The sequence below is a fragment of the Pedobacter sp. genome (genome assembly GCF_045627485.1).
Classification (GTDB): Bacteria; Bacteroidota; Bacteroidia; order Sphingobacteriales; family Sphingobacteriaceae; genus Pedobacter.
This window is the reverse complement of the sequence record NZ_JAZQNU010000135.1, coordinates 12562-31574: the sequence shown is the minus strand read 5'-3', so window position 1 is coordinate 31574 and position 19013 is coordinate 12562. Positions and strand designations below refer to the sequence as shown.

The following is a 19013-nucleotide window of genomic DNA, read 5'->3' as shown; positions in this document are numbered from 1 at the left end:
TGAGGGTTAAGTATAAAACAAGTTAATAATCGTTTAAATGATGCTGAATAGCGTATAAACTGTTATTTTTGATAACGATGGCATATAAGTTTGTTGATAATTACAGGGAAAGAGGCGCTCGGAAAAAGTTAGTTGAACATCTAAAATCCAGAGGAATTACTGATACGAAGGTTCTTGCTGCAATAGGTAGGGTGCCACGTCATTTTTTCTTTGATGAGACTTTTTGGAACCAGGCGTATAAGGATATTGCTTTCCCAATTGGAGACGGTCAAACTATTTCCCAACCCTACACTGTTGCCTACCAGACGGAATTGTTGCACATCAAAAAAGGTGATAAAGTATTAGAAATAGGTACTGGATCTGGCTATCAAACCTGTATTTTAATGGAATTGGGGGCTGAGGTGTTCACGATTGAACGCCAGGAAAGTATTTACCGGCACACTATTAAGGTATTGCCGGGAATGGGGTATCGTGCGCATTTTTTCTATGGTGATGGTTCTATGGGTATTGCCGAACATGCTCCTTACCACAAAATTATTGTGACTGCCGGTGCACCATTTGTACCTGAAGCGTTGTTAAAACAGCTAAAAATAGGTGGTATACTTGTGATTCCGGTGGGTGATGAGAATAGCCAGAAAATGGTAACCGTGATCAGGGTGAGTGAAACTGACTATGAAAAAATAGAACTGGATACCTTTAGGTTTGTACCTTTAGTAGGCGACCAGGCTTGGTAACTATACCTTCATGGCCCTGTCAAGCTCGCGCTTAGATTCACGGTCTTTAATGCTATCTCTTTTATCAAATTCCTTTTTCCCTTGTGCCAGGGCGATTTCAATTTTTGCAAAACCACGTTCGTTGGTGTAAATCCTTAGGGGCACAATGGTATAGCCTTTTTCTTCACTTTTGGCTTTAAGTTTTTTAAGCTCTTTTTTATGTAACAGCAAGACACGGTCTCTCTTGATATCGTGATGGTAAAAAGAACTGTTGCTATATTCAGAGATATGAAGGTTTCGTACGTAAAGGATGTTGCCAATAAACATGCAGAAAGCATCAGACATATTAGATTTTCCCTGCCTGATTGCTTTTATTTCTGTACCTAACAAGGCTATCCCAGCGTTGAATTTTTCAACAATGTGGTAGTCAAAATAGGCTCTTTTATTCTTAATTTGTACGTCTTGTTTCATTAATGTTTTGCTATTTAAAGTTATGAAACTATCATAAACTTAGCATGGTTATATAAAAAGTAGGCTAATATCCGAAAATTACCTGACAATCAGGACCGGTATCTTTACCTTATGCCTAACTGCATCAACCGTAGTGCCAAAAATTAAATCTTTAATGCCTTTATGCCCGTGAGCACCCATAACCAGTAGCTGAAGTTCGTTTTGGTCACTAATTTCAGCTATCGCTTTTGCTGTACCACCGTATCCAATAACCGGGGTTACCATGTATCCAAGGTTCATGAGATTGTCGGAATACTTTTGCAGGTTTAAGGTATCGCTTTGTGTTTCATAATCTAAGGTATTTTTGCCATAATAATTAGCGAGTGCGGTTTCTACGATGTGGATAAGCACATACTCTGCATCTTTGCCACCCTGAAGCAAAGCATGTTGAATGGTGTTGCGGTCGTTTTTAGAAAAGTCTACTGTAATCCCGATCCTCGTGTGTTTAATTTTATCCACTTCTTCAATGTTTAGTGCATCGCCATGAGGTACATTAGTTTTTAACTCCTTTCTGGAAACGATGATAGGATGTATAAAAATATACAGTAACAACAGCCCGATGAGGATTGAGGCGGGAATAACCAGGTAATCGACATACCATGCGTTGGCGCCCTCGGTCCAGGATCCTATTTCTTCTACTACCATTTTTACATTCAGTGAAACGATTACTAATGCACTGATCCAGGCCAAAATTTTTACCCATGATTTGATGGCAAACCCTTTCATTTCTTTTTTATCGGAGGTAAAGTGGATTAAAGGAATTACTGCAAAGCCGAGTTGTAAACTCAGTACTACCTGACTCAAGATCAGTAAACCGCTAAGGGCATCGTCGCCAAAATAAAGGATGGTAAAAAAGGCAGGCACGATGGCCAGCAAGCGGGTAATTAAACGTCGTAACCATGGGCGGATCCGCAGGTTCAAGTGGCCTTCCATTATAATTTGACCAGCCAGGGTGCCGGTAACAGTTGAACTTTGTCCGGCAGCAATTAAGGCAATGGCAAATAGCGATGGGGCCACACCACCGAAGATATTTTCGAGTAATATATAGGCATCCTGAATCTCAGCAACTTCATGCAGACCATTATTGTAAAAGGCGGCTGCTGCAAGTATTAAAATGGCAGCGTTGACCAGAAAAGCTAAATTTAAGGCTATTGCTGTGTCGATAAAGTTGAACTTAATGGCTTCTTTAATGCCTTTTACATCCCTGTTAAATTTTCTGGTTTGCACCAGCGAGGAGTGAAGGTATAAATTGTGTGGCATTACTGTGGCACCAATGATACCAATAGCAATGTACAAAGCATCACCTGAAAGTACACTTGGCTCAAAGCCTTTGACAACATCTTTTAATGAGGGCTCTACAATAAACATTTCTACCAAAAAAGATATTCCCACTATAAACACCATGGATACTATAAAAGCTTCCATTTTGCGCATGCCCTTGTTCATTAGGAATAATAAAACGAAGGTGTCGAGGACGGTAAGACTGATTCCCCAAATTAACGGAAGGCCGAATAACAATTGTAAACCAATGGCCATACCAATGATTTCGGCAAGGTCGCAGGCAATAATGGCAGTTTGAGCTAAAATGTACAATGGAACATTAGCCCATTTAGGGTAAGTAGTTCTTGAAGCTTGCGCTAAATCAAGTCCTCTTACAATACCAAGGCGCGCACTTAAAGACTGAAGGAGTAAAGCAATTAAATTGGACATCAGTAAAACCCAGATAAGCTGGTAGCCAAACTGACTTCCTCCGGCCAAATCTGTTGCCCAGTTTCCCGGATCCATGTAACCGACACTCACTAAATAGGCAGGGCCAATGAAAGACAGAATTCGTTTCCATCCTGTACGCTTATTGGTTTCTACACTATTATGTACCTCACTTAAAGACTCAGACTGCTTCATGTTGTTGTATCAATAATTGTTGTTTAAAAATAAAGTGCTTTCTATTCTCATTTCTGTTAGGCGGGTTTCATTAACAGGTGTTTGGCAACCTCTCTACTGATGTTAATCTTTTTATCATCTATAATTAAATCAACAGAACCATCGAATTCCGTTATTTCAACCAGCTGTAAGGTAGTGCCTAAAGTAAGTTTTGTTTTCTCAAGGTATTTCAAAAAAGCGGAGGAGTGCTCACTTACACCAACAATGATGCCCTTTTCACCGGGTTGAAGTCTGTTTAATTTGGTAACTGATGTTTCTTCTACATTCCCATTTTTATCTGGTATTGGGTCGCCGTGGGGGTCCCGTGTTGGGTAGCCCAGAAAGCGATCAAGGCGTTCGACTAGAAGATCAGAATTGACGTGCTCCAGGTCCTCGGCTATTTCATGAACCTCATCCCAACTAAATTTTAATGTTTTTACCAAAAAAACTTCCCATAGGCGATGCTTGCGGACTATATTTACTGCTGTAGCTTGTCCTTTTTCGGTCAGTGTAACACCTTGATATTTCACATAGTTTACCAATTGTTTCTCCGCGAGCTTTTTTATCATATCCGACACGGATGCTGGTTTTGTCTGTGTGCGGTCAGCAATTGCATTAGTTTGCACAGGGCTAGCACTTAAACGTGACAAATGGTAAATGATCTTTAAGTAGTTTTCTTCCGTTTGGCTTTCCATTTCAAGGAATCTAAAAAAATATTTAGACAAATCTAAATAAAAATATAAAAAATTAATCTTATTATTTAGTTCATCTCATAAAATTATATTTGGCAGGTAGCGGTCATTTGTTATATCTTTGTTCAAACAAAACACAACATGGCCGCAGAAATTGACAAAATAGATTTTAAAATACTTAAGTTATTACAGGAAAACGGTAGAATTACAAATTTGCTATTGTCGCAAGAAATTGGTTTATCTCCTGCACCAACCCTGGAACGGGTAAGGAAACTTGAATTAGCTGGATTTATTAAAAGTTACCACGCACTGGTAGATGAGGAGAAACTTGGTTTAGGTATCAAGACATTCATACAAGTGCAATTAGATTTCCATAAGAATAACACCATTCAGACTTTTCTTGACGAAGTGAATAACATTAAGGAGATAACGGAGTGTCACCATGTCACTGGTCAGGCAGACTTTCTGTTAAAGGTTTATGTAAACGACATTAAAGCCTATGAACGTTTGATAATGGAAAAGATTAGCAAGATATCGGTAGTTAAGACTTTCCAAACCATGATGATCATGTCAACCACTAAAAAAGAACCGATCGTTCCATTGGAATATTAGTCATTTAAGCGCCAGTCTATCGGCGCAATACCCTGTTCCTTAAGTATTTGATTAGTTAACGAGAAGTGCCTGCAGCCCAGAAAACCCCTATATGCAGAAAAGGGGGAGGGGTGTGCGGCTTTTAATAAAGTATGCCTGGATTCATCGATTAACAATGATTTATCCTGGGCATATTTTCCCCACAACAAGAACACGATACCTTTCCTTTGCCTGGATAGTTCTGTGATTATGCGATCTGTAAAAGTTTCCCATCCCTTACCTTGATGTGAGCCTGGTTCTTGTGCACGTACGGTTAAGGTTGCGTTTAATAACAAAACTCCCTGGTTTGCCCATTTAGTAAGATCACCATGAACAGGTGATTCGAAATCCTGTATGTCTGTTGATAGCTCTTTAAAAATGTTTTTTAACGAGGGTGGGGGTTTAATACCTTTCTGTACAGAAAAAGACAGGCCATGTGCTTGGTTTGGCCCATGGTAGGGATCCTGCCCAAGAATAACAACCTTCACTTTTTCAAATGGTGTATGTTTGAATGCATTAAAAATGTCAGCGTTTTTAGGGTATACAGTATGACCATTTTTTATTTCGGCAAGTAAAAACGCCCTTAATGACTTCATGTAATCCTGTTCAAACTCATTCTTCAGGACCTTAAGCCAACTTTGTTCTAATGTTGCTGTCATTGTAAGTTAGGTGTGTCAATTATACTGAGTAAATCTTCTTCAAGAGATAACTGCGGGCTTTCTATGATACGGCCAAGTTCCTCACCTTGTTTATAAATGATAAAAGTAGGCACACTTTTAATATTTAAATGGCTGATGGAAGCGTTTATTGCCATTTTATTTTCATCTACTTCAATTAGTGTGAGTTGGTTTTCGGGAAACCCAAGGGCATCCAGCACCTTATTAAATTGGGGTACATATAACTTACTGTCTGCACACCAGGTACCAATGACGGCAATGATAGCTATACCATTAATTAAAGGAGCTAAATGGTCTAACCCCTCTTTTTGGGGTTCGTAGGCCGCGTAGTTGCGGTCGTAATTTTCTATAGTTATTGGCTTCATCATGATTTGTTAGGCTAAAGATAGTATTTGTTATTTTATCGGCATTATAATTTAAGTTTACGTATTTAAACACGATATTTGCATAAATTTACATAAGAATATGCCAAACATCGTACGTCTAATTCTGGGTTTTGCCTTACTTGGAGCCGCCATCACTTTAATGGTTTTTGGGTTCTGGGGCTGGGGTATTTTAACCTTGTTCATTAGTATTTTAGTTGTCGTGACGTTTTTCTATAATGAGAACATGTTACTCGCGCAGTGGTTTCTCCGTAAGGATGACATGCCAAAAGCAGAAAAGTTTTTAAGACGGATAACGAATTATGAAACACAGTTGATTCGTGCGCAGCATGGCTACTACCAATTGTTGATGGGATTGATTGAATCCAGAAAAGCTCCTATGCAGTCAGAAAAATATTTCAAAAAAGCCCTTGCTTTAGGTATGCATATGGAACACAACGTTGCCCTTGCAAAACTAAGCCTTGCTGGTATTGCCATGGGTAAAAGAAATAAAAGAGAAGCACAAATGTATTTAACAGAAGCTAAAAAGGCCGATAAGAATAAATTGCTTGCTGATCAGATTAAACAAATGAAAGAGCAGTTAGGGATGCTTGATAAACAACAGCAAATAAGATATAGGTAGTAGTTTTCGGTGAATATCATAAAAAAAGGTGCATCATGATAACATGGTGCACCTTTTTTAGTTGTTATTTGTCGCTTAGTCGATCAAAGTTTTCTTCCCATGATGCATCTCTGTTTCGCAGATCCTCCTCGTCATTGAGTAATGATTTATTAAGGTATCGCTGCTTTGCTTGCAAACAGTTGATAAGCTGCTGGATTGTTGTTAGATCAAATGATGCCCTGTCAAATCTAATGCAGTATTCATTTTCGTTGATTTCCAAACTTGAGGTAGCCATGGTTCATTGGTTTTAATATGCCTAAAAATAATAAAGGCCTGAGGTATTTTACTACCACAGGCCTTAAGTTTATGTTATCAAACAGTTAAGCGAACCAAGCCGTCACTTCTTCTTTTGACGGCATCACTAAGTCTAGTTTCATCTTTTTTCGCATGCCGCCCAAGTCGTTAAATACCTTGTTTGGATTGGCCGTTTTAAGGTCTTCTACAGTATTGAATCCCATTTTTCTGATCACCTGGACCCAATCTGCCGGGATACCAGCAGCAACGAAATCCTCATCGCTAGTGACTTTCGCTTTTTTCTCTGGACGCATTTGAGGGAAGAATAATACTTCCTGAATAGTCGATTGGTTAGTCATTAACATGACGAGGCGATCGATACCAACACCTAAACCAGATGTTGGGGGCATACCGTATTCTAAAGCACGAACAAAATCCTCGTCCATAACCATGGCCTCGCTATCACCTCTGGCAGCGAGTTTGAGTTGATCCTCGAAACGTTCTTTCTGATCAATGGGATCGTTTAATTCTGAATAAGCATTTGCGATTTCTTTGCCACATACAAACAATTCAAATCTTTCTACCAAACCGTCTTTGCTTCTGTGTTTCTTCGCTAAAGGCGTCATCTCGATTGGATAATCTGTAATATATGTTGGCTGAATCAGGTTTGCTTCAACTTTTTCACTAAAAATTTCGTCAATCAGTTTTCCTCTACCCATTGTAGCATCAATCTCGATATTTAAGCTTTTACAAGTCTCCCTGAGTTGCTCTTCTGTCATTTCTGAAACATCGATTCCTGTATACTTCTGGATTGACTCATACATGCTAAGTTTCTCATATGGCCCGGCAAAGTTGATTTCCGCGTCGCCCACCTTAACCACGGGCTTTCCATGGATAGCTACAGCAACTTTTTCCAGACATTCTTCCACCATACCCATCATCCAGATATAATCTTTGTACGCAACGTATATTTCCATTGCTGTATACTCTGGATTATGTGTACGGTCCATGCCCTCATTTCTGAACATCTTACCAAATTCGTATACGCCGTCAAAGCCTGCAACGATCAGACGTTTCAGGTATAACTCATTAGCGATACGTAAATAGAGAGGCATGTCTAATGTATTATGGTGTGTATTAAACGGACGTGCCGCTGCACCACCATGAATAGACTGTAAAATTGGAGTTTCTACTTCCATCCAACCATGCTCATCAAAGTAATTGCGCATGGTTTTGATAACCTTGGATCGGTTAATGAAGATTTGCTTGATGCCAGGATTAACGGTTAAATCAACATAACGTTGACGGTAACGTAGTTCCGGATCTGTGAATCCATCATAAACATTGCCGTCGTCGTCGCGTTTTACCACCGGTAGGGGTTTCAACGATTTGGACAATAATTTAAGATCAGTTACATGGATAGAAATTTCGCCGGTCTGTGTAGTAAATACATATCCCTTGATTCCGATGTAATCACCAAGATCCATTAATTTTTTAAATACAGTATTATATAAGGTTTTATCCTCACCAGGACACAGGTCATCTCGTTTCAAATAGATTTGTATCCTTCCGGTGGTGTCTTGCAACTCAACAAAAGAGGCACTTCCCATGATCCTTCTCGACATGATACGACCTGCCATGCTTATCGTTTTGTAGGCCGTCTTATCTCTTTCATAATTTGCCAGAATGTCTGCGGCATAAGCCGTTACTTCAAAAGATTCTGCCGGATAGGGGTCAATGCCTAATTCACGTAATTGGGTTAGCGCATTACGGCGCAATATTTCTTGTTCTGATAATCCTGTACTCATATATATGTTTACCCGGTCATGTCGCCGGGTGTTTTTTTAAACTGTAAAATTAGTAATTGCTGTTAAATTATCCCGCATCAACGGATTCTTTATACAACTGGTTGATGTATTCCGCATACTTTTTCTCCACTACCTTTCTCTTAATTTTCATGGTAGGAGTTAGTTCCCCGTCATCCATGCTAAAAGGATTGCGTTTAACCATAAAGGCTTTGATGCGTTCAAATTTGGCAAGTTCTTTCGATAATTTCCGAACATCTTGTCCAATCCAGTCAATAATCTCTTTATCACGGATAAAAACATCCGGTTTTGAGAAAAATTCCTCCGTCAATCCAAATTGTTCGGTTAAGGAATCGGGGTTAGGGACAATGATGGCAGTAAGATATTCCCGCTTATCACCAATGAGGAAGATCTGCTCTATTCTCAAACTTTTTAAATAGATGTTTTCCACTGGTGAAGGGTATATATTTTTTCCATAAGCATTCACAATCATGTTCTTTATGCGGTCGGTGATTTGGAGGTTTCCTTTATAGAAGCGGCCAATGTCACCGGTATGGAACCAATTATTTCTGTCGATCGCTTCTGCAGTTTCTGCTGGTTTGTTGAAATATCCCTGCATTACACAATGCCCCCGAACGATTACTTCACCTTCCTCACATTCGAATTCCGGGTCGAAGGTATCATGGGTTTGAATGTTTATCATCTCTTTTGTATCTGGATTCTGGATACCCACTTCAATCAATGGGATCACGCGACCCACCGTACCATAAATCTGGCGATCATATTCGGTAACGGATATTACGGGAGAAGTTTCTGTTAATCCAAAACCTTCTAATATTTTAATGCCCAGGTTGCCAAAGAATTCACCAACATTTTTAGGCAGTGCAGCACCACCAGAAATCATAAACTTAAGTCTGCCCCCGGTTTTCTCTTTAATTTTGCTGAATACTAATTTTTCCGCCAGCTTTTTCTGCGTGTTAAGCAACAGCCCAGTAGTTTCTCCAGCTTCTTTTAACCTTCTGTGTTTTTGACCAGTTTCCAAGGCCCAAAGAAATATCTTTGATTTCAATCCACCTTCACTTGTGCCGCTTTTTATGGCTTTATCATGAATACGTTCCAGTAACCGTGGCACACAGCTCATCACCGTTGGTTTAATTTCCATCATATTTTTGGCCAGAAGCTCCAGACTCTGCGCATAGGCGATTTTACAGCCCTGAGAGCAGCAAACATGGTAAGTCGCTGTACGTTCAAACACGTGAGACAAAGGTAGGAAGGATAAAAAAACATCGGTTTTCTCAATCACATAGATTTGTTGAAGACAAACTTTAACGTTTTCCACAAAATTGCCATGAGAGAGCATTACACCTTTCGGTGTTCCAGTTGTTCCTGATGTATAGATGAGTGATGAGATATCCGTTGGACGTAAAGCTGAACGGATGAGGTTGATTTCGGTTTTCTCTGCCGAATGCGGTTGCATAGCCAGGATATCTTCGAAGTAGATTATTTCAGCTTTGAGATCTTTGGGTAGAGCAACCTTTTTATAATCTGCAAAAGCAGGGATGATATATTGAAGGTTTCTGCAGTTTACTGCGATTTTCAATATTTTCTTAAATAAGAAAGTATTGCCGATAAGGATGGCCCTAATGCCGGAATCATTTATAATATATTCTACTTCCTGCTCGGATAAAGTAGGGTATATGGAAACATTTATGGCACCGATTTGCTGAATTCCCTGATCATAGAATACATATTCCGGGGAGTTTTCAATGATTAGCCCCATACGGTCACCCTTTCGGATACCTTTATTTAAGAAGTAAGCGGAAACGGCATCTGCACGTTCTAAGGTAGTACCGAAAGAAATCTCTTCCCATTCACCGTTTTTTTTATGAATAAGGAAAGTTTCTTCAGGTGAGTGAATATTCTCAACTACATTTCTTAACAGACTAGGAACGGTTGAGAACTCATTAAATGATACCATAATTTGCTCTTGTTGTTTTACTTGCAGGGCAAGATAAATTTACATTTTAAAAAGAAAAAGGGCACCGTGGTGCCCTTTACAAATATAACAAATGTATTTTAAACAGAGAAACTCTCTCCACAGCCGCATGAACGGCTTGCATTTGGATTATGAAAATTGAAACCCTTACCATTTAAGCCATCTGAAAAATCGAGTTCTGTGCCGGCGAGATATAAAAAAGATTTCATATCCAAGGCAATTTTTATGCCTCTGTCTTCAAAAAACTGATCGCCAACTTTCTCTTCATTGTCAAAATCCAAGTTGTATGATAACCCAGAGCAGCCGCCTCCTTTTACAGAAACGCGAAGAAAATAATCAGCACCAAGTTGCGAATCCTGCATCAAATGGTCTATTTTGCTTTTTGCTTTATCGGTTATTGTGATCATTGCTTATTAATTTTGTACTACTAATACCACTGTGGTAATTAGTGATGTGATTTCGCTAATTCAATTGGTGCCATACCATTTTTAACTCTGTAATCATTGATTGCAGATTTAATTGCATCTTCAGCTAATACCGAACAGTGAATTTTAACTGGTGGCAAAGCTAGTTCTTCTACAATGTCCATGTTATCGATGGTTAAAGCTTCATCTACAGTTTTACCTTTTAACCATTCTGTGGCTAATGACGAAGAAGCGATTGCTGATCCGCAACCAAAGGTTTTGAATTTAGCGTCAGTAATGACGTTGTTTTCGTCCACTTCAATCTGCAGACGCATAACGTCGCCACATTCTGGTGCACCAACCAAGCCGGTACCTACAGATTTACTGTCTTTATTTAATGTACCAACGTTACGTGGGTTGGTATAATGTTCCATTACTTTTTCTGAATATGCCATTTTTTGTTTCCTCCAGCCTTGAAGCCTTTTTAATGTTTTAATTAATTTTTAACGGGTTGCCACTAGTGCTCTGCCCATTCAATTTTGCTTAAGTCAATTCCTTCTTTAAACATTTCCCACAGTGGAGATAAATCTCTCAAGTGATTAACTGCTTTTTTAGTGTTTTCAATAGCATAATCAATTTCCTCTTCTGTTGTAAAACGACCTAAGCCGAAACGGATAGAAGAGTGTGCTAAATCGTCAGAAAGACCTAAACTTTTTAACACATAGGAAGGTTCAAGGGAAGCAGAAGTACAAGCTGAACCTGAAGAAACCGCTAAGTCCTTCATCGCCATCATTAACCCTTCGCCTTCAACATATTTGAAAGAGATATTTGAAACATGTGGTAAACGGTGTGCTGTGTTACCGTTAACATAACTTTCTTCTAATTCTGTTAAAGAACGCTCAAGTTTGTCTCTTAAAGCAGACAAACGGGCTGCTTCCTGATCCATTTCAAGGTAGCACAATTCGCATGCCTTACCTAGGCCAACAATGCCAGGAACATTTAAAGTTCCTGAACGCATGCCACGTTCGTGACCACCACCATCCATTTGTGCAGTTACTTTAACCCTTGGATTTTTACGTCGTACGTATAAAACACCTACACCTTTAGGGCCGTACATTTTATGTGCAGAAAAGGCCATTAAATCAATGCCATCTTCATTTACATTTACTGGGATCTTACCCACGGCCTGAGTAGCGTCAGTCATAAATAAAGCACCATGTTTATGTGCTATTGCAGATATTTCTTTAATTGGCTGAACAACACCAATTTCGTTGTTACCATACATTATAGTAACCAAAATTGTTTCCGGTGTCATTGCGGCTTCTAATTCCTGCAAGTCAATAAGACCATCGCTTTGTACTTTAAGGTAAGTAACTTTAGCACCTAATTTCTCCAGGTGTTTACAAGTGTCCAATACCGCTTTATGTTCTGTAGTAGCCGTAATAATGTGGTTACCTTTATCTTTGTACATTTCAAAGACACCTTTAATACCCAGGTTATCTGCTTCAGTAGCTCCTGAGGTAAAAATGATTTCTTTTTCGGTGCAGCCAATCAGCTTGCTAACTTGTTCGCGAGCATAATCAACTGCTTCTTCAGCAACCCATCCAAAAGCGTGGTTACGACTGGCAGCATTACCAAATTTGTTAGTGAAATAAGGCAGCATGGCCTCTAAAACCCTTGGGTCCAGGGGTGTCGTTGCGTTATTATCTAGGTAAATAGGAAGTTCCATGTTATGATTTATTATTCTTAATATACAAATATACGTAAAAAGATTGCCAACAGTTATCATTAATAACTATGAACCTATTGATAAATCCTGCATTTTTACATTTATCTAACTTTGGAAAATGAATAAAATCGAACATATCGGTATTGCTGTCAAAAATCTCCAGGAAGCCAGTGATATTTATGAAAGTATGCTGGGGACAAGTTGCTATAAAATCGAAACGGTTGATAGTGAAGGTGTCAACACTGCCTTCTTTCGGGCTGGAGAAAATAAAATAGAATTGCTGGAAGCTACACATGCGGATAGTCCAATTGCAAAGTTCCTGGAAAAAAGGGGCGAAGGTATTCATCATATTGCATTTGAGGTAGATGATATTTTGCAGGAGATGTCACGATTAAGATCAGAAGGGTTTGTGCTACTTAATGAACAACCTAAATTAGGTGCCGATAACAAACTTGTGTGTTTTGTGCATCCAAAAGCAACAAAAGGGGTATTAGTTGAGCTTTGCCAAGAAATAAAAAATAGGTAAAAGGTTTAAAAACAGATAAAAATGGGTTGGCAGCCTATGGATAATTAGGGTTTTTGAACAAATTCATAGTGCATACTTGTTAATCAAGAATAAATTATTGATATTTGCATCCTTTAAAATAAGAGACACGTAAGTAATAAATATAACCATAACATGAAAAAAGATCTGCATCCATCAAACTATAGATTTGTAGTATTTAAAGATATGTCTAACGAATATTCTTTTTTAACCAAATCCTGTGTAGATACTAAAGAAACTATCACTTGGGAAGATGGTAACGAATACCCTCTATACAAATTAGAGATTTCACACACTTCTCACCCTTTTTATACTGGTAAAATGAAATTGGTAGATACAGCTGGTCGTATCGATAAGTTTAAAACTCGTTACGCAAAGAAGTAATTCTACATTAAAAAAGAAATTATTTAAGTCCTGATGCAATAGCCTCGGGACTTTTTTTATTTTTGTCGCTTATGATGATGAATTTGTTCGACGATGCGACATGGTTTTCCTTGCGTCCGTTAACCTTTACCCGTCCAGTTGCAGATCTACGAGTTGGGATTTTGACAATTTCCCAAAAGTGGGAGAAACACCTGCAAGGAACTTATGGCTACTCAACTATTGATTATCTGTCTTTCAAGTATCCTCCTCTGCCGAAAGCGGCTTTATTTATCAACGGCTCCGTATGTCCTGATGAAAGGCTGATTGAAGCCATCATGATGCTTCAAGAAGGGGAGGCATTGGTTAGAAGTGAACTTTTATTAGCTTACCGTAGCTATCCTGGCACCAGCCATGATGAAAATCTTGCCAAGGGTTTTATCCAAAAGGAATACACCCATGACTTTGTCCATATTGTTTACCCTGAGGATATTTTCAAGAATAACGATGGAGAAATAAAAAAGGACTTCTCTTTGCTCACAAAAGGCAGAACCTCTGCTTTACTTAGTAGTACCAATACCCTTCTTGGCGACAATATTTTTATTGAAGATGGCGCTAGTGCCGAATGTTCTACTTTCAATAGCCTGAAAGGTCCCATTTACCTGGGTAAAAATTCAGAAGTCTGGGAAGGATCACATATCAGGGGTTCATTTGCATTATGCAATAACTCTCAGGTTAAGATGGGAGCAAAAATTTACGGTCAAACAACGATAGGTCCATTTTGCCGTGTAGGCGGCGAAATTAACAACTCGGTGATTTGGGGTTATTCGTCAAAAGGCCATGAGGGATATTTAGGGAATTCGGTGATGGGCCAATGGTGTAATATTGGCGCTGATTCTAATAACTCCAATCTTAAAAATAACTACGCGGAGGTGAAATTATGGGATTATGAGAAAGAATGTTTCCGTAAAACCGGGTTGCAGTTCTGCGGATTAATCATGGCCGATCATGCTAAATGTGGTATTAATACTATGTTTAATACGGGTACGGTAGCTGGCGTGAGTGCTAATATTTTTGGGCCAGGCTTTCCTCGTAATTTCATTCCGGATTTTGCATGGGGTGGGGCACAGGGCTTTGAAACTTATACTATTCGAAAAATGTTTGAAACAGCGGAAAAAGTATTTGAACGAAGAAATATGTCATTTGATAAGCAGGAAAGGGATATCTTGCAACATGTCTTCGATTTAACGCAAAAACATAGACGCTTTTAATTTACCAATAAATAAAATTTATATGAGAAAGAACATTGTAGCAGGTAACTCGAAAATGAACTTGGACTATGCTGAAGGAATCTCTTTGTTTTCAGAGATTGTAAACATGGTAAGAGATGAGCAAAAAGGCGATCAGATTGCCATTATTTGTGCACCGTATATTCATTTAAACAGTTTAGCTAAATTAGGAGGTACTACTGTTAAAATTGGTGCTCAAAACTGTCACCAGAACGAAAGCGGTGCTTTTACCGGGGAAATTTCTGCAAAGATGATAAAATCTGTAGGTGCAGAATATGTTATTATCGGGCACTCAGAACGTAGACAATATTACGCGGAAAGTGACTCTCTTTTATTGGAAAAAACTAAAATTGCTTTAAAAAATAATCTTATTCCAATTTTTTGCATAGGTGAAACTTTAGATGAACGAAATAATGGTAGTTACTTTGACGTTATTAAATCACAGTTAACAAATGGTTTATTTTATTTAAGTGCTGAAGATTTTGCCAACGTAATTGTGGCTTATGAACCAGTTTGGGCAATTGGAACAGGATTAACCGCCAGTTCTGAACAGGCGCAAGAAGTACACGCTTTTATTCGTCAGCAAATCTCTGGGCAATATGGCGAAGAAGTTGCCGAAAACACGAGTATTTTGTATGGTGGAAGCTGTAATCCAAAAAATGCTGCTGAATTGTTTTCGCAACAAGATATTGACGGGGGACTTATCGGAGGCGCATCATTAAAATCACGTGATTTCACTGATTTGGTAAAAACATTTAATTCTTAATGCAGTACATTAAAGTAACTTTTACCTTCGAAAATATTGAAGATTATCAAAAGGATCTTTTGATAAATGACCTTGCTGAAAATGGTTTTAATACGTTTGAAGACACAGCGACTGGTTTTTCTGCCTTTACTGACTTTGAACTATACAGCCAGGTTAATTTAACGGCTGTTTTAAGCCAGTTTGAGGGTGAATTTTCCTACACTTATACTGTAGAAGAAATCGAAGGTCAAAACTGGAACGAGGAGTGGGAAAAGAATTTTCAACCCCTAATCATCTCAGATGAATGTTATGTGCGCGCAACTTTTCATGAAGCGCAGCCACAGTATACTTATGAAATTGTGATCGATCCAAAAATGGCTTTCGGAACTGGACATCATCAAACCACAACAATGATGATGCAGTATATTTTACAAACTGATATACCAGGTAAAACAGTCTTAGATATGGGGTGTGGTACTGGTATTCTTGCTATTTTAGCAGGTAAAAGAGGTGCTTCAAAATTGGTAGCTATCGACTATGATGAAGTGTGTTATCAAAGTACACTTGAAAATATAGCCTTAAATAATATTCAAAATATTGTCGCCATATGCGGAGGGAAGGAAGCCATTCCGGCTGATTCGTTCGACGTAATCCTGGCTAACATTAACCGAAATATTTTACTGGACCAAATTCCTGTCTACGCGAAGGTTCTAAACAGCGGTGGACATATTTTCTTTAGCGGTTTTTATGAGAGTCCGGATCTAGGGATGATCAAAGAAGCCTGTACAGAATTTAACATCGTTTACCAGGACCACAAAAAAATAGGCGACTGGGTCGCTGCTCATTTTATTAAGAACTAATTAATTATGAAGCGTATACACTTTATTGCAATTGGCGGAAGTGCCATGCATAACCTGGCTATTGCATTGCATAAAAAGGGTTATGTGGTTACGGGATCAGACGACGTTATTTTTGAGCCATCCAGCAGTAGATTAGGTAGCTATGGTTTGCTTCCAGCATCAATGGGCTGGAACGAAGGGAACATTTCAGCTGATTTGGATGCAGTAATTTTGGGTATGCATGCTTTTGATGACAATCCAGAATTAGTAAAAGCCAGAGCAATGGGTTTAAAGATATATTCATATCCAGAGTATATTTATGAACAGTCTAAAGATAAGTTAAGGGTAGTTATTGGTGGTAGTCACGGTAAAACGACAATCACTTCGATGATTCTGCATGTGTTAAATTTCTATCATCGTGACTTTGATTACCTGGTTGGCGCACAGTTGGAAGGCTTTGATACGATGGTGAAGATCACCGAGGAAGCCCCTTTAATCATCATTGAAGGCGATGAATACCTCGCTTCCGCAATCGACAGGCGCCCTAAATTTCACTTGTACAAAGCAAATATTGCGGTAATTAGTGGTATTGCCTGGGATCACATAAATGTTTTTCCAACTTTTGAAAACTATATTCATCAGTTTGATGTTTTTATCAAAACTATAGAACCAAATGGAAAATTAATTTATTGTGAAACAGATTCTGTGTTAGCTGAACTTGTAGCTAAATCAGATGCGAAAATAGAGAAGATACCGTATAACGTTCCTGAACATGAAATAAAGGATGGAGTTACCTATCTTTTGCCAGAGGAAATTTCTCTCAATGTTTTTGGAGATCATAATTTGATGAATCTGTCCGCTGCAAAGTTGGTATGTGGACAATTAGGTATAACTGCTGCAGATTTCCAGTTGGCAATAGCCACATTTAAAGGAGCTTCGAAGCGGTTAGAGTTGTTGTTAAGTGAAAAAAATACGAACGTTTATAAGGATTTTGCGCATTCACCGTCTAAGTTAAAAGCGACTATAGATGCTGTAAAGTCTCAATTTGTAGCCAGAAAGCTCGTTGCCTGTATAGAGTTGCATACATTTAGTAGTCTTAATAAAAATTTTCTTCTTCAATATGAACACACTATGGATATCGCAGATGAGGCCATAGTTTATATTAATGAAAAGACTTTCCAACATAAGAAAATTCCTCCTTTTAGTGAGTTAGAAGTTCAATCTGCATTTAAAAATGCTAAATTGCGATTTTTTAATGACGCTCTCAATTTTGAAAAGTATTTGTTAAGCTTAAGTTTTAACAATACAAATTTATTACTCATGAGTTCAGGGAATTTCGGGGGTTTAGATCTCGTTAAACTGGCACAGGAGTTGAATAAGTAGTTTAATGCACAATAATTAATATCTAAAATCAAAACATGAACGTCATTGGTAAAAACATCAGGCAATTGCGGCAGAAGAACGGCTGGAGTCAGGGCGAGGTAGCGAAACGCCTTAATATATCAATACCAGCATTTTCTAAAATTGAAACAGGTATCACGGATATCAATATTTCAAGGTTAGCACAAATTGCAAACTTATTCGAAGTTTCCACCATGGATATCATCTCTAAAGAGGGAGAAAATCCGCAGTCAGTAAATTTCGAAGAAATTAATACGCTCAAGACAAAGCTATCTTCCAGAGAGGAAGAGATCATCAAACTTCAAAAGAAAGTGATCGAACTATACGAAGAAATCAGACAGAAGTAAATTAAAAAATCTTACGCAAGGTGAGGTGTCGCTTTCCAAAGGTGGCACCTGTAGCCTGGTGTATGGAAAGCATTTTATCATTAAAATCTCCTACCCAGGACAACTCCAGTTCATCATACTGGTTTAAAGGAAGCACATACTCTTTAAGTTTTATAAACAAAGCCGATTCAAGTCCAAGTTTTTGGTAAGCTGTTTTTGTTCCCATCACAATCGCACGCATACGGTTAACACCTTTCCAGCGTCGGTAAACAAATTTTACCTTTTCCAATAACCCTAATTTCCCATTAAAACCTTTAATTAATTGGTTAGCATCAGGTATAATAACCACAAACGACGCAGGTTCTCCATTGATGTATGCAAACCAGATGAGTTTCTCATCCATGATGGCTTCCATTTTTTTGAAGCTTTCCTGGAGGGTTTCTTTTTTTATGGGTACAAAATTTTCAAAGTCTTTCCAGGCATCATTATAGATTTCCATCAAGTCTTCCACATACTTTTCAGAATTTTTCTTCGAAAAGAACTCAAAGGTATATCCCGGTTTACCGGCAACCCAATTAGCTATTTTTGTAAATCTTTCGGGAAAAGGATTTCTAATCTGTAAATGATTAGTTATCTGCTCATATTCTTTGGTAAAGCCATAATTATCAAAGAGTGCCTTGTAGTATGGCTTGTGATAATTCATTCCATAAGAAGGGGGTGTGAAGCCTTCTACAAGTAAACCCCAGTAAGAATCGTTCTCCCCGAAGTTTATGGGGCCATCCATGGCTTTCATACCTTTTTCAGAAAGCCATTCTTTAGCCGTGTCAAATAACTTAAATGCCGCTTTCTCGTCATTAATACACTCAAAAAATCCGATACCACCAGTAGGCTGGTCGAACTGATATGCTTTTTTATCATTAATGAAAGCAGCGATCCTTCCTATGGTTTTCCCATGATCATCTTTTAAAATCCACCTGGTGCATGCCCCATGTTTGAAAAACGGATTGGTATTGCGATTAAACACAGCATCGATGTCCATATCCAATGGACAAATCCAGTTTTCATCATCCTGGTAAATATAACGGGCAAGCGCTAAAAATTCTTTTTTTGTCTTGGAATCACTAACGGGAAGGATCTGCATGTATAAAGTCTTTT

At 38.5% G+C, this 19013-nt stretch carries 22 protein-coding genes; 10 read left to right on the top strand and 12 right to left on the bottom strand.

The annotated features are described in order from the left end of the window. Window positions 1-77 precede the first annotated feature (77 nt). Window positions 78-734 carry a protein-L-isoaspartate(D-aspartate) O-methyltransferase gene (locus ACR2F3_RS10315; protein ID WP_432709894.1) on the top strand — a complete coding sequence of 219 codons (657 nt, stop codon included), beginning with the start codon at window positions 78-80 and terminating at the stop codon, window positions 732-734. On the opposite strand, the gene smpB is transcribed toward ACR2F3_RS10315, so the two are convergent. From smpB to ACR2F3_RS10300, 3 genes are all read right to left on the bottom strand, one after another. Beyond that, window positions 735-1184 (bottom strand): SsrA-binding protein SmpB, encoded by a 450-nt coding sequence (gene smpB, locus ACR2F3_RS10310; protein ID WP_196858673.1) that lies wholly within the window; start codon window positions 1182-1184, stop codon window positions 735-737. It lies immediately after the preceding gene. A 78-nt stretch (window positions 1185-1262) separates the two neighbouring features. Continuing rightward, a complete protein-coding gene (locus ACR2F3_RS10305; RefSeq protein ID WP_432709893.1) occupies window positions 1263-3125 on the bottom strand; it encodes an Nramp family divalent metal transporter in 1863 nt (620 codons plus the stop codon). A gap of 56 nt (window positions 3126-3181) precedes the next feature. Continuing rightward, a complete protein-coding gene (locus ACR2F3_RS10300; protein WP_432709892.1) occupies window positions 3182-3838 on the bottom strand; it encodes a metal-dependent transcriptional regulator in 657 nt (218 codons plus the stop codon). A gap of 138 nt (window positions 3839-3976) precedes the next feature. On the opposite strand from ACR2F3_RS10300, the gene ACR2F3_RS10295 reads away from it, so the two are divergent. After that, entirely contained in the window at window positions 3977-4447 is a 471-nt protein-coding gene (locus ACR2F3_RS10295; protein WP_432709891.1) for an Lrp/AsnC family transcriptional regulator, read from the top strand. Here ACR2F3_RS10295 and ung read toward each other — a convergent pair. Next, window positions 4444-5124 (bottom strand): uracil-DNA glycosylase, encoded by a 681-nt coding sequence (ung, locus tag ACR2F3_RS10290; protein ID WP_432709890.1) that lies wholly within the window; start codon window positions 5122-5124, stop codon window positions 4444-4446. The genes ACR2F3_RS10295 and ung overlap by 4 nt on opposite strands. Beyond that, entirely contained in the window at window positions 5121-5510 is a 390-nt protein-coding gene (locus ACR2F3_RS10285; RefSeq protein WP_432709889.1) for a thioredoxin family protein, read from the bottom strand. Before ACR2F3_RS10285 ends, ung begins: the two co-directional genes overlap by 4 nt. Window positions 5511-5607: 97 nt before the next feature. On the opposite strand from ACR2F3_RS10285, the gene ACR2F3_RS10280 reads away from it, so the two are divergent. After that, window positions 5608-6147: a DUF2892 domain-containing protein gene (locus ACR2F3_RS10280; RefSeq protein ID WP_432709888.1), complete on the top strand. Its 540-nt coding sequence runs from the start codon at window positions 5608-5610 to the stop codon at window positions 6145-6147. A 64-nt stretch (window positions 6148-6211) separates the two neighbouring features. Here ACR2F3_RS10280 and ACR2F3_RS10275 read toward each other — a convergent pair whose 3' ends face one another. From ACR2F3_RS10275 to ACR2F3_RS10250, 6 genes are all read right to left on the bottom strand, one after another. Then, window positions 6212-6421, bottom strand: a complete 210-nt coding sequence (locus ACR2F3_RS10275; protein WP_432709887.1) for a hypothetical protein — start codon at window positions 6419-6421, stop codon at window positions 6212-6214. Between the two features lie 85 nt (window positions 6422-6506). Then, window positions 6507-8228, bottom strand: a complete 1722-nt coding sequence (gene lysS, locus ACR2F3_RS10270; RefSeq protein ID WP_432709886.1) for a lysine--tRNA ligase — start codon at window positions 8226-8228, stop codon at window positions 6507-6509. Between the two features lie 67 nt (window positions 8229-8295). After that, window positions 8296-10203, bottom strand: coding sequence for an AMP-dependent synthetase/ligase (locus tag ACR2F3_RS10265; protein ID WP_432709885.1), 1908 nt, complete (start codon window positions 10201-10203; stop codon window positions 8296-8298). A 98-nt stretch (window positions 10204-10301) separates the two neighbouring features. Beyond that, window positions 10302-10628 carry a HesB/IscA family protein gene (locus tag ACR2F3_RS10260; RefSeq protein ID WP_432709884.1) on the bottom strand — a complete coding sequence of 109 codons (327 nt, stop codon included), beginning with the start codon at window positions 10626-10628 and terminating at the stop codon, window positions 10302-10304. Between the two features lie 38 nt (window positions 10629-10666). After that, window positions 10667-11080, bottom strand: a complete 414-nt coding sequence (gene iscU, locus ACR2F3_RS10255; protein ID WP_432709883.1) for a Fe-S cluster assembly scaffold IscU — start codon at window positions 11078-11080, stop codon at window positions 10667-10669. A 62-nt stretch (window positions 11081-11142) separates the two neighbouring features. Next, window positions 11143-12354 carry an IscS subfamily cysteine desulfurase gene (locus ACR2F3_RS10250; protein ID WP_432709882.1) on the bottom strand — a complete coding sequence of 404 codons (1212 nt, stop codon included), beginning with the start codon at window positions 12352-12354 and terminating at the stop codon, window positions 11143-11145. A 118-nt stretch (window positions 12355-12472) separates the two neighbouring features. Between ACR2F3_RS10250 and mce the strand changes: the two genes are divergently transcribed. The 7 genes from mce to ACR2F3_RS10215 all read left to right on the top strand — a co-directional run bounded on the left by mce (window position 12473) and on the right by ACR2F3_RS10215 (window position 17879). Then, on the top strand, window positions 12473-12880 hold the full coding sequence (mce, locus tag ACR2F3_RS10245; RefSeq protein WP_432709881.1) for a methylmalonyl-CoA epimerase: 408 nt from the start codon (window positions 12473-12475) through the stop codon (window positions 12878-12880). 153 nt (window positions 12881-13033) lie between these two features. Continuing rightward, on the top strand, window positions 13034-13282 hold the full coding sequence (locus ACR2F3_RS10240) for a type B 50S ribosomal protein L31 (RefSeq protein ID WP_090786193.1): 249 nt from the start codon (window positions 13034-13036) through the stop codon (window positions 13280-13282). A gap of 71 nt (window positions 13283-13353) precedes the next feature. Beyond that, complete coding sequence (locus tag ACR2F3_RS10235; protein ID WP_432709880.1) at window positions 13354-14529, top strand: GlmU family protein; 1176 nt, start codon at window positions 13354-13356, stop codon at window positions 14527-14529. A gap of 22 nt (window positions 14530-14551) precedes the next feature. Next, window positions 14552-15313: a triose-phosphate isomerase gene (tpiA, locus tag ACR2F3_RS10230; RefSeq protein ID WP_432709879.1), complete on the top strand. Its 762-nt coding sequence runs from the start codon at window positions 14552-14554 to the stop codon at window positions 15311-15313. Beyond that, window positions 15313-16152, top strand: a complete 840-nt coding sequence (gene prmA / locus ACR2F3_RS10225) for a 50S ribosomal protein L11 methyltransferase (RefSeq protein WP_432709878.1) — start codon at window positions 15313-15315, stop codon at window positions 16150-16152. The genes tpiA and prmA overlap by 1 nt, the downstream gene beginning before the upstream one ends. Before the next feature lie 6 nt (window positions 16153-16158). Next, window positions 16159-17514: a UDP-N-acetylmuramate--L-alanine ligase gene (locus ACR2F3_RS10220; protein WP_432709877.1), complete on the top strand. Its 1356-nt coding sequence runs from the start codon at window positions 16159-16161 to the stop codon at window positions 17512-17514. 35 nt (window positions 17515-17549) lie between these two features. Then, window positions 17550-17879: a helix-turn-helix domain-containing protein gene (locus ACR2F3_RS10215; protein ID WP_196858656.1), complete on the top strand. Its 330-nt coding sequence runs from the start codon at window positions 17550-17552 to the stop codon at window positions 17877-17879. Between the two features lies 1 nt (window position 17880). Here ACR2F3_RS10215 and ACR2F3_RS10210 read toward each other — a convergent pair whose 3' ends face one another. Continuing rightward, complete coding sequence (locus ACR2F3_RS10210) at window positions 17881-18999, bottom strand: GNAT family N-acetyltransferase (protein WP_432709876.1); 1119 nt, start codon at window positions 18997-18999, stop codon at window positions 17881-17883. Between the last annotated feature and the right edge of the window lie 14 nt (window positions 19000-19013).

What these genes read in the sequence shown, in the direction of transcription:
- ACR2F3_RS10315 (WP_432709894.1), top strand. Translation starts at nt 78, where the DNA reads ATGGCATATAAGTTTGTTGATAATTACAGGGAAAGAGGCGCTCGGAAA.
- ACR2F3_RS10265 (WP_432709885.1), bottom strand. Translation starts at nt 10,203, where the DNA reads ATGGTATCATTTAATGAGTTCTCAACCGTTCCTAGTCTGTTAAGAAAT.
- ACR2F3_RS10235 (WP_432709880.1), top strand. Translation starts at nt 13,354, where the DNA reads ATGATGATGAATTTGTTCGACGATGCGACATGGTTTTCCTTGCGTCCG.
- ACR2F3_RS10275 (WP_432709887.1), bottom strand. Translation starts at nt 6,421, where the DNA reads ATGGCTACCTCAAGTTTGGAAATCAACGAAAATGAATACTGCATTAGA.
- ACR2F3_RS10280 (WP_432709888.1), top strand. Translation starts at nt 5,608, where the DNA reads ATGCCAAACATCGTACGTCTAATTCTGGGTTTTGCCTTACTTGGAGCC.
- ACR2F3_RS10210 (WP_432709876.1), bottom strand. Translation starts at nt 18,999, where the DNA reads ATGCAGATCCTTCCCGTTAGTGATTCCAAGACAAAAAAAGAATTTTTA.
- smpB (WP_196858673.1), bottom strand. Translation starts at nt 1,184, where the DNA reads ATGAAACAAGACGTACAAATTAAGAATAAAAGAGCCTATTTTGACTAC.
- mce (WP_432709881.1), top strand. Translation starts at nt 12,473, where the DNA reads ATGAATAAAATCGAACATATCGGTATTGCTGTCAAAAATCTCCAGGAA.
- ACR2F3_RS10240 (WP_090786193.1), top strand. Translation starts at nt 13,034, where the DNA reads ATGAAAAAAGATCTGCATCCATCAAACTATAGATTTGTAGTATTTAAA.
- ung (WP_432709890.1), bottom strand. Translation starts at nt 5,124, where the DNA reads ATGACAGCAACATTAGAACAAAGTTGGCTTAAGGTCCTGAAGAATGAG.
- ACR2F3_RS10300 (WP_432709892.1), bottom strand. Translation starts at nt 3,838, where the DNA reads ATGGAAAGCCAAACGGAAGAAAACTACTTAAAGATCATTTACCATTTG.
- ACR2F3_RS10220 (WP_432709877.1), top strand. Translation starts at nt 16,159, where the DNA reads ATGAAGCGTATACACTTTATTGCAATTGGCGGAAGTGCCATGCATAAC.
- ACR2F3_RS10250 (WP_432709882.1), bottom strand. Translation starts at nt 12,354, where the DNA reads ATGGAACTTCCTATTTACCTAGATAATAACGCAACGACACCCCTGGAC.
- ACR2F3_RS10295 (WP_432709891.1), top strand. Translation starts at nt 3,977, where the DNA reads ATGGCCGCAGAAATTGACAAAATAGATTTTAAAATACTTAAGTTATTA.
- ACR2F3_RS10305 (WP_432709893.1), bottom strand. Translation starts at nt 3,125, where the DNA reads ATGAAGCAGTCTGAGTCTTTAAGTGAGGTACATAATAGTGTAGAAACC.
- tpiA (WP_432709879.1), top strand. Translation starts at nt 14,552, where the DNA reads ATGAGAAAGAACATTGTAGCAGGTAACTCGAAAATGAACTTGGACTAT.
- ACR2F3_RS10285 (WP_432709889.1), bottom strand. Translation starts at nt 5,510, where the DNA reads ATGATGAAGCCAATAACTATAGAAAATTACGACCGCAACTACGCGGCC.
- iscU (WP_432709883.1), bottom strand. Translation starts at nt 11,080, where the DNA reads ATGGCATATTCAGAAAAAGTAATGGAACATTATACCAACCCACGTAAC.
- prmA (WP_432709878.1), top strand. Translation starts at nt 15,313, where the DNA reads ATGCAGTACATTAAAGTAACTTTTACCTTCGAAAATATTGAAGATTAT.
- ACR2F3_RS10260 (WP_432709884.1), bottom strand. Translation starts at nt 10,628, where the DNA reads ATGATCACAATAACCGATAAAGCAAAAAGCAAAATAGACCATTTGATG.
- lysS (WP_432709886.1), bottom strand. Translation starts at nt 8,228, where the DNA reads ATGAGTACAGGATTATCAGAACAAGAAATATTGCGCCGTAATGCGCTA.
- ACR2F3_RS10215 (WP_196858656.1), top strand. Translation starts at nt 17,550, where the DNA reads ATGAACGTCATTGGTAAAAACATCAGGCAATTGCGGCAGAAGAACGGC.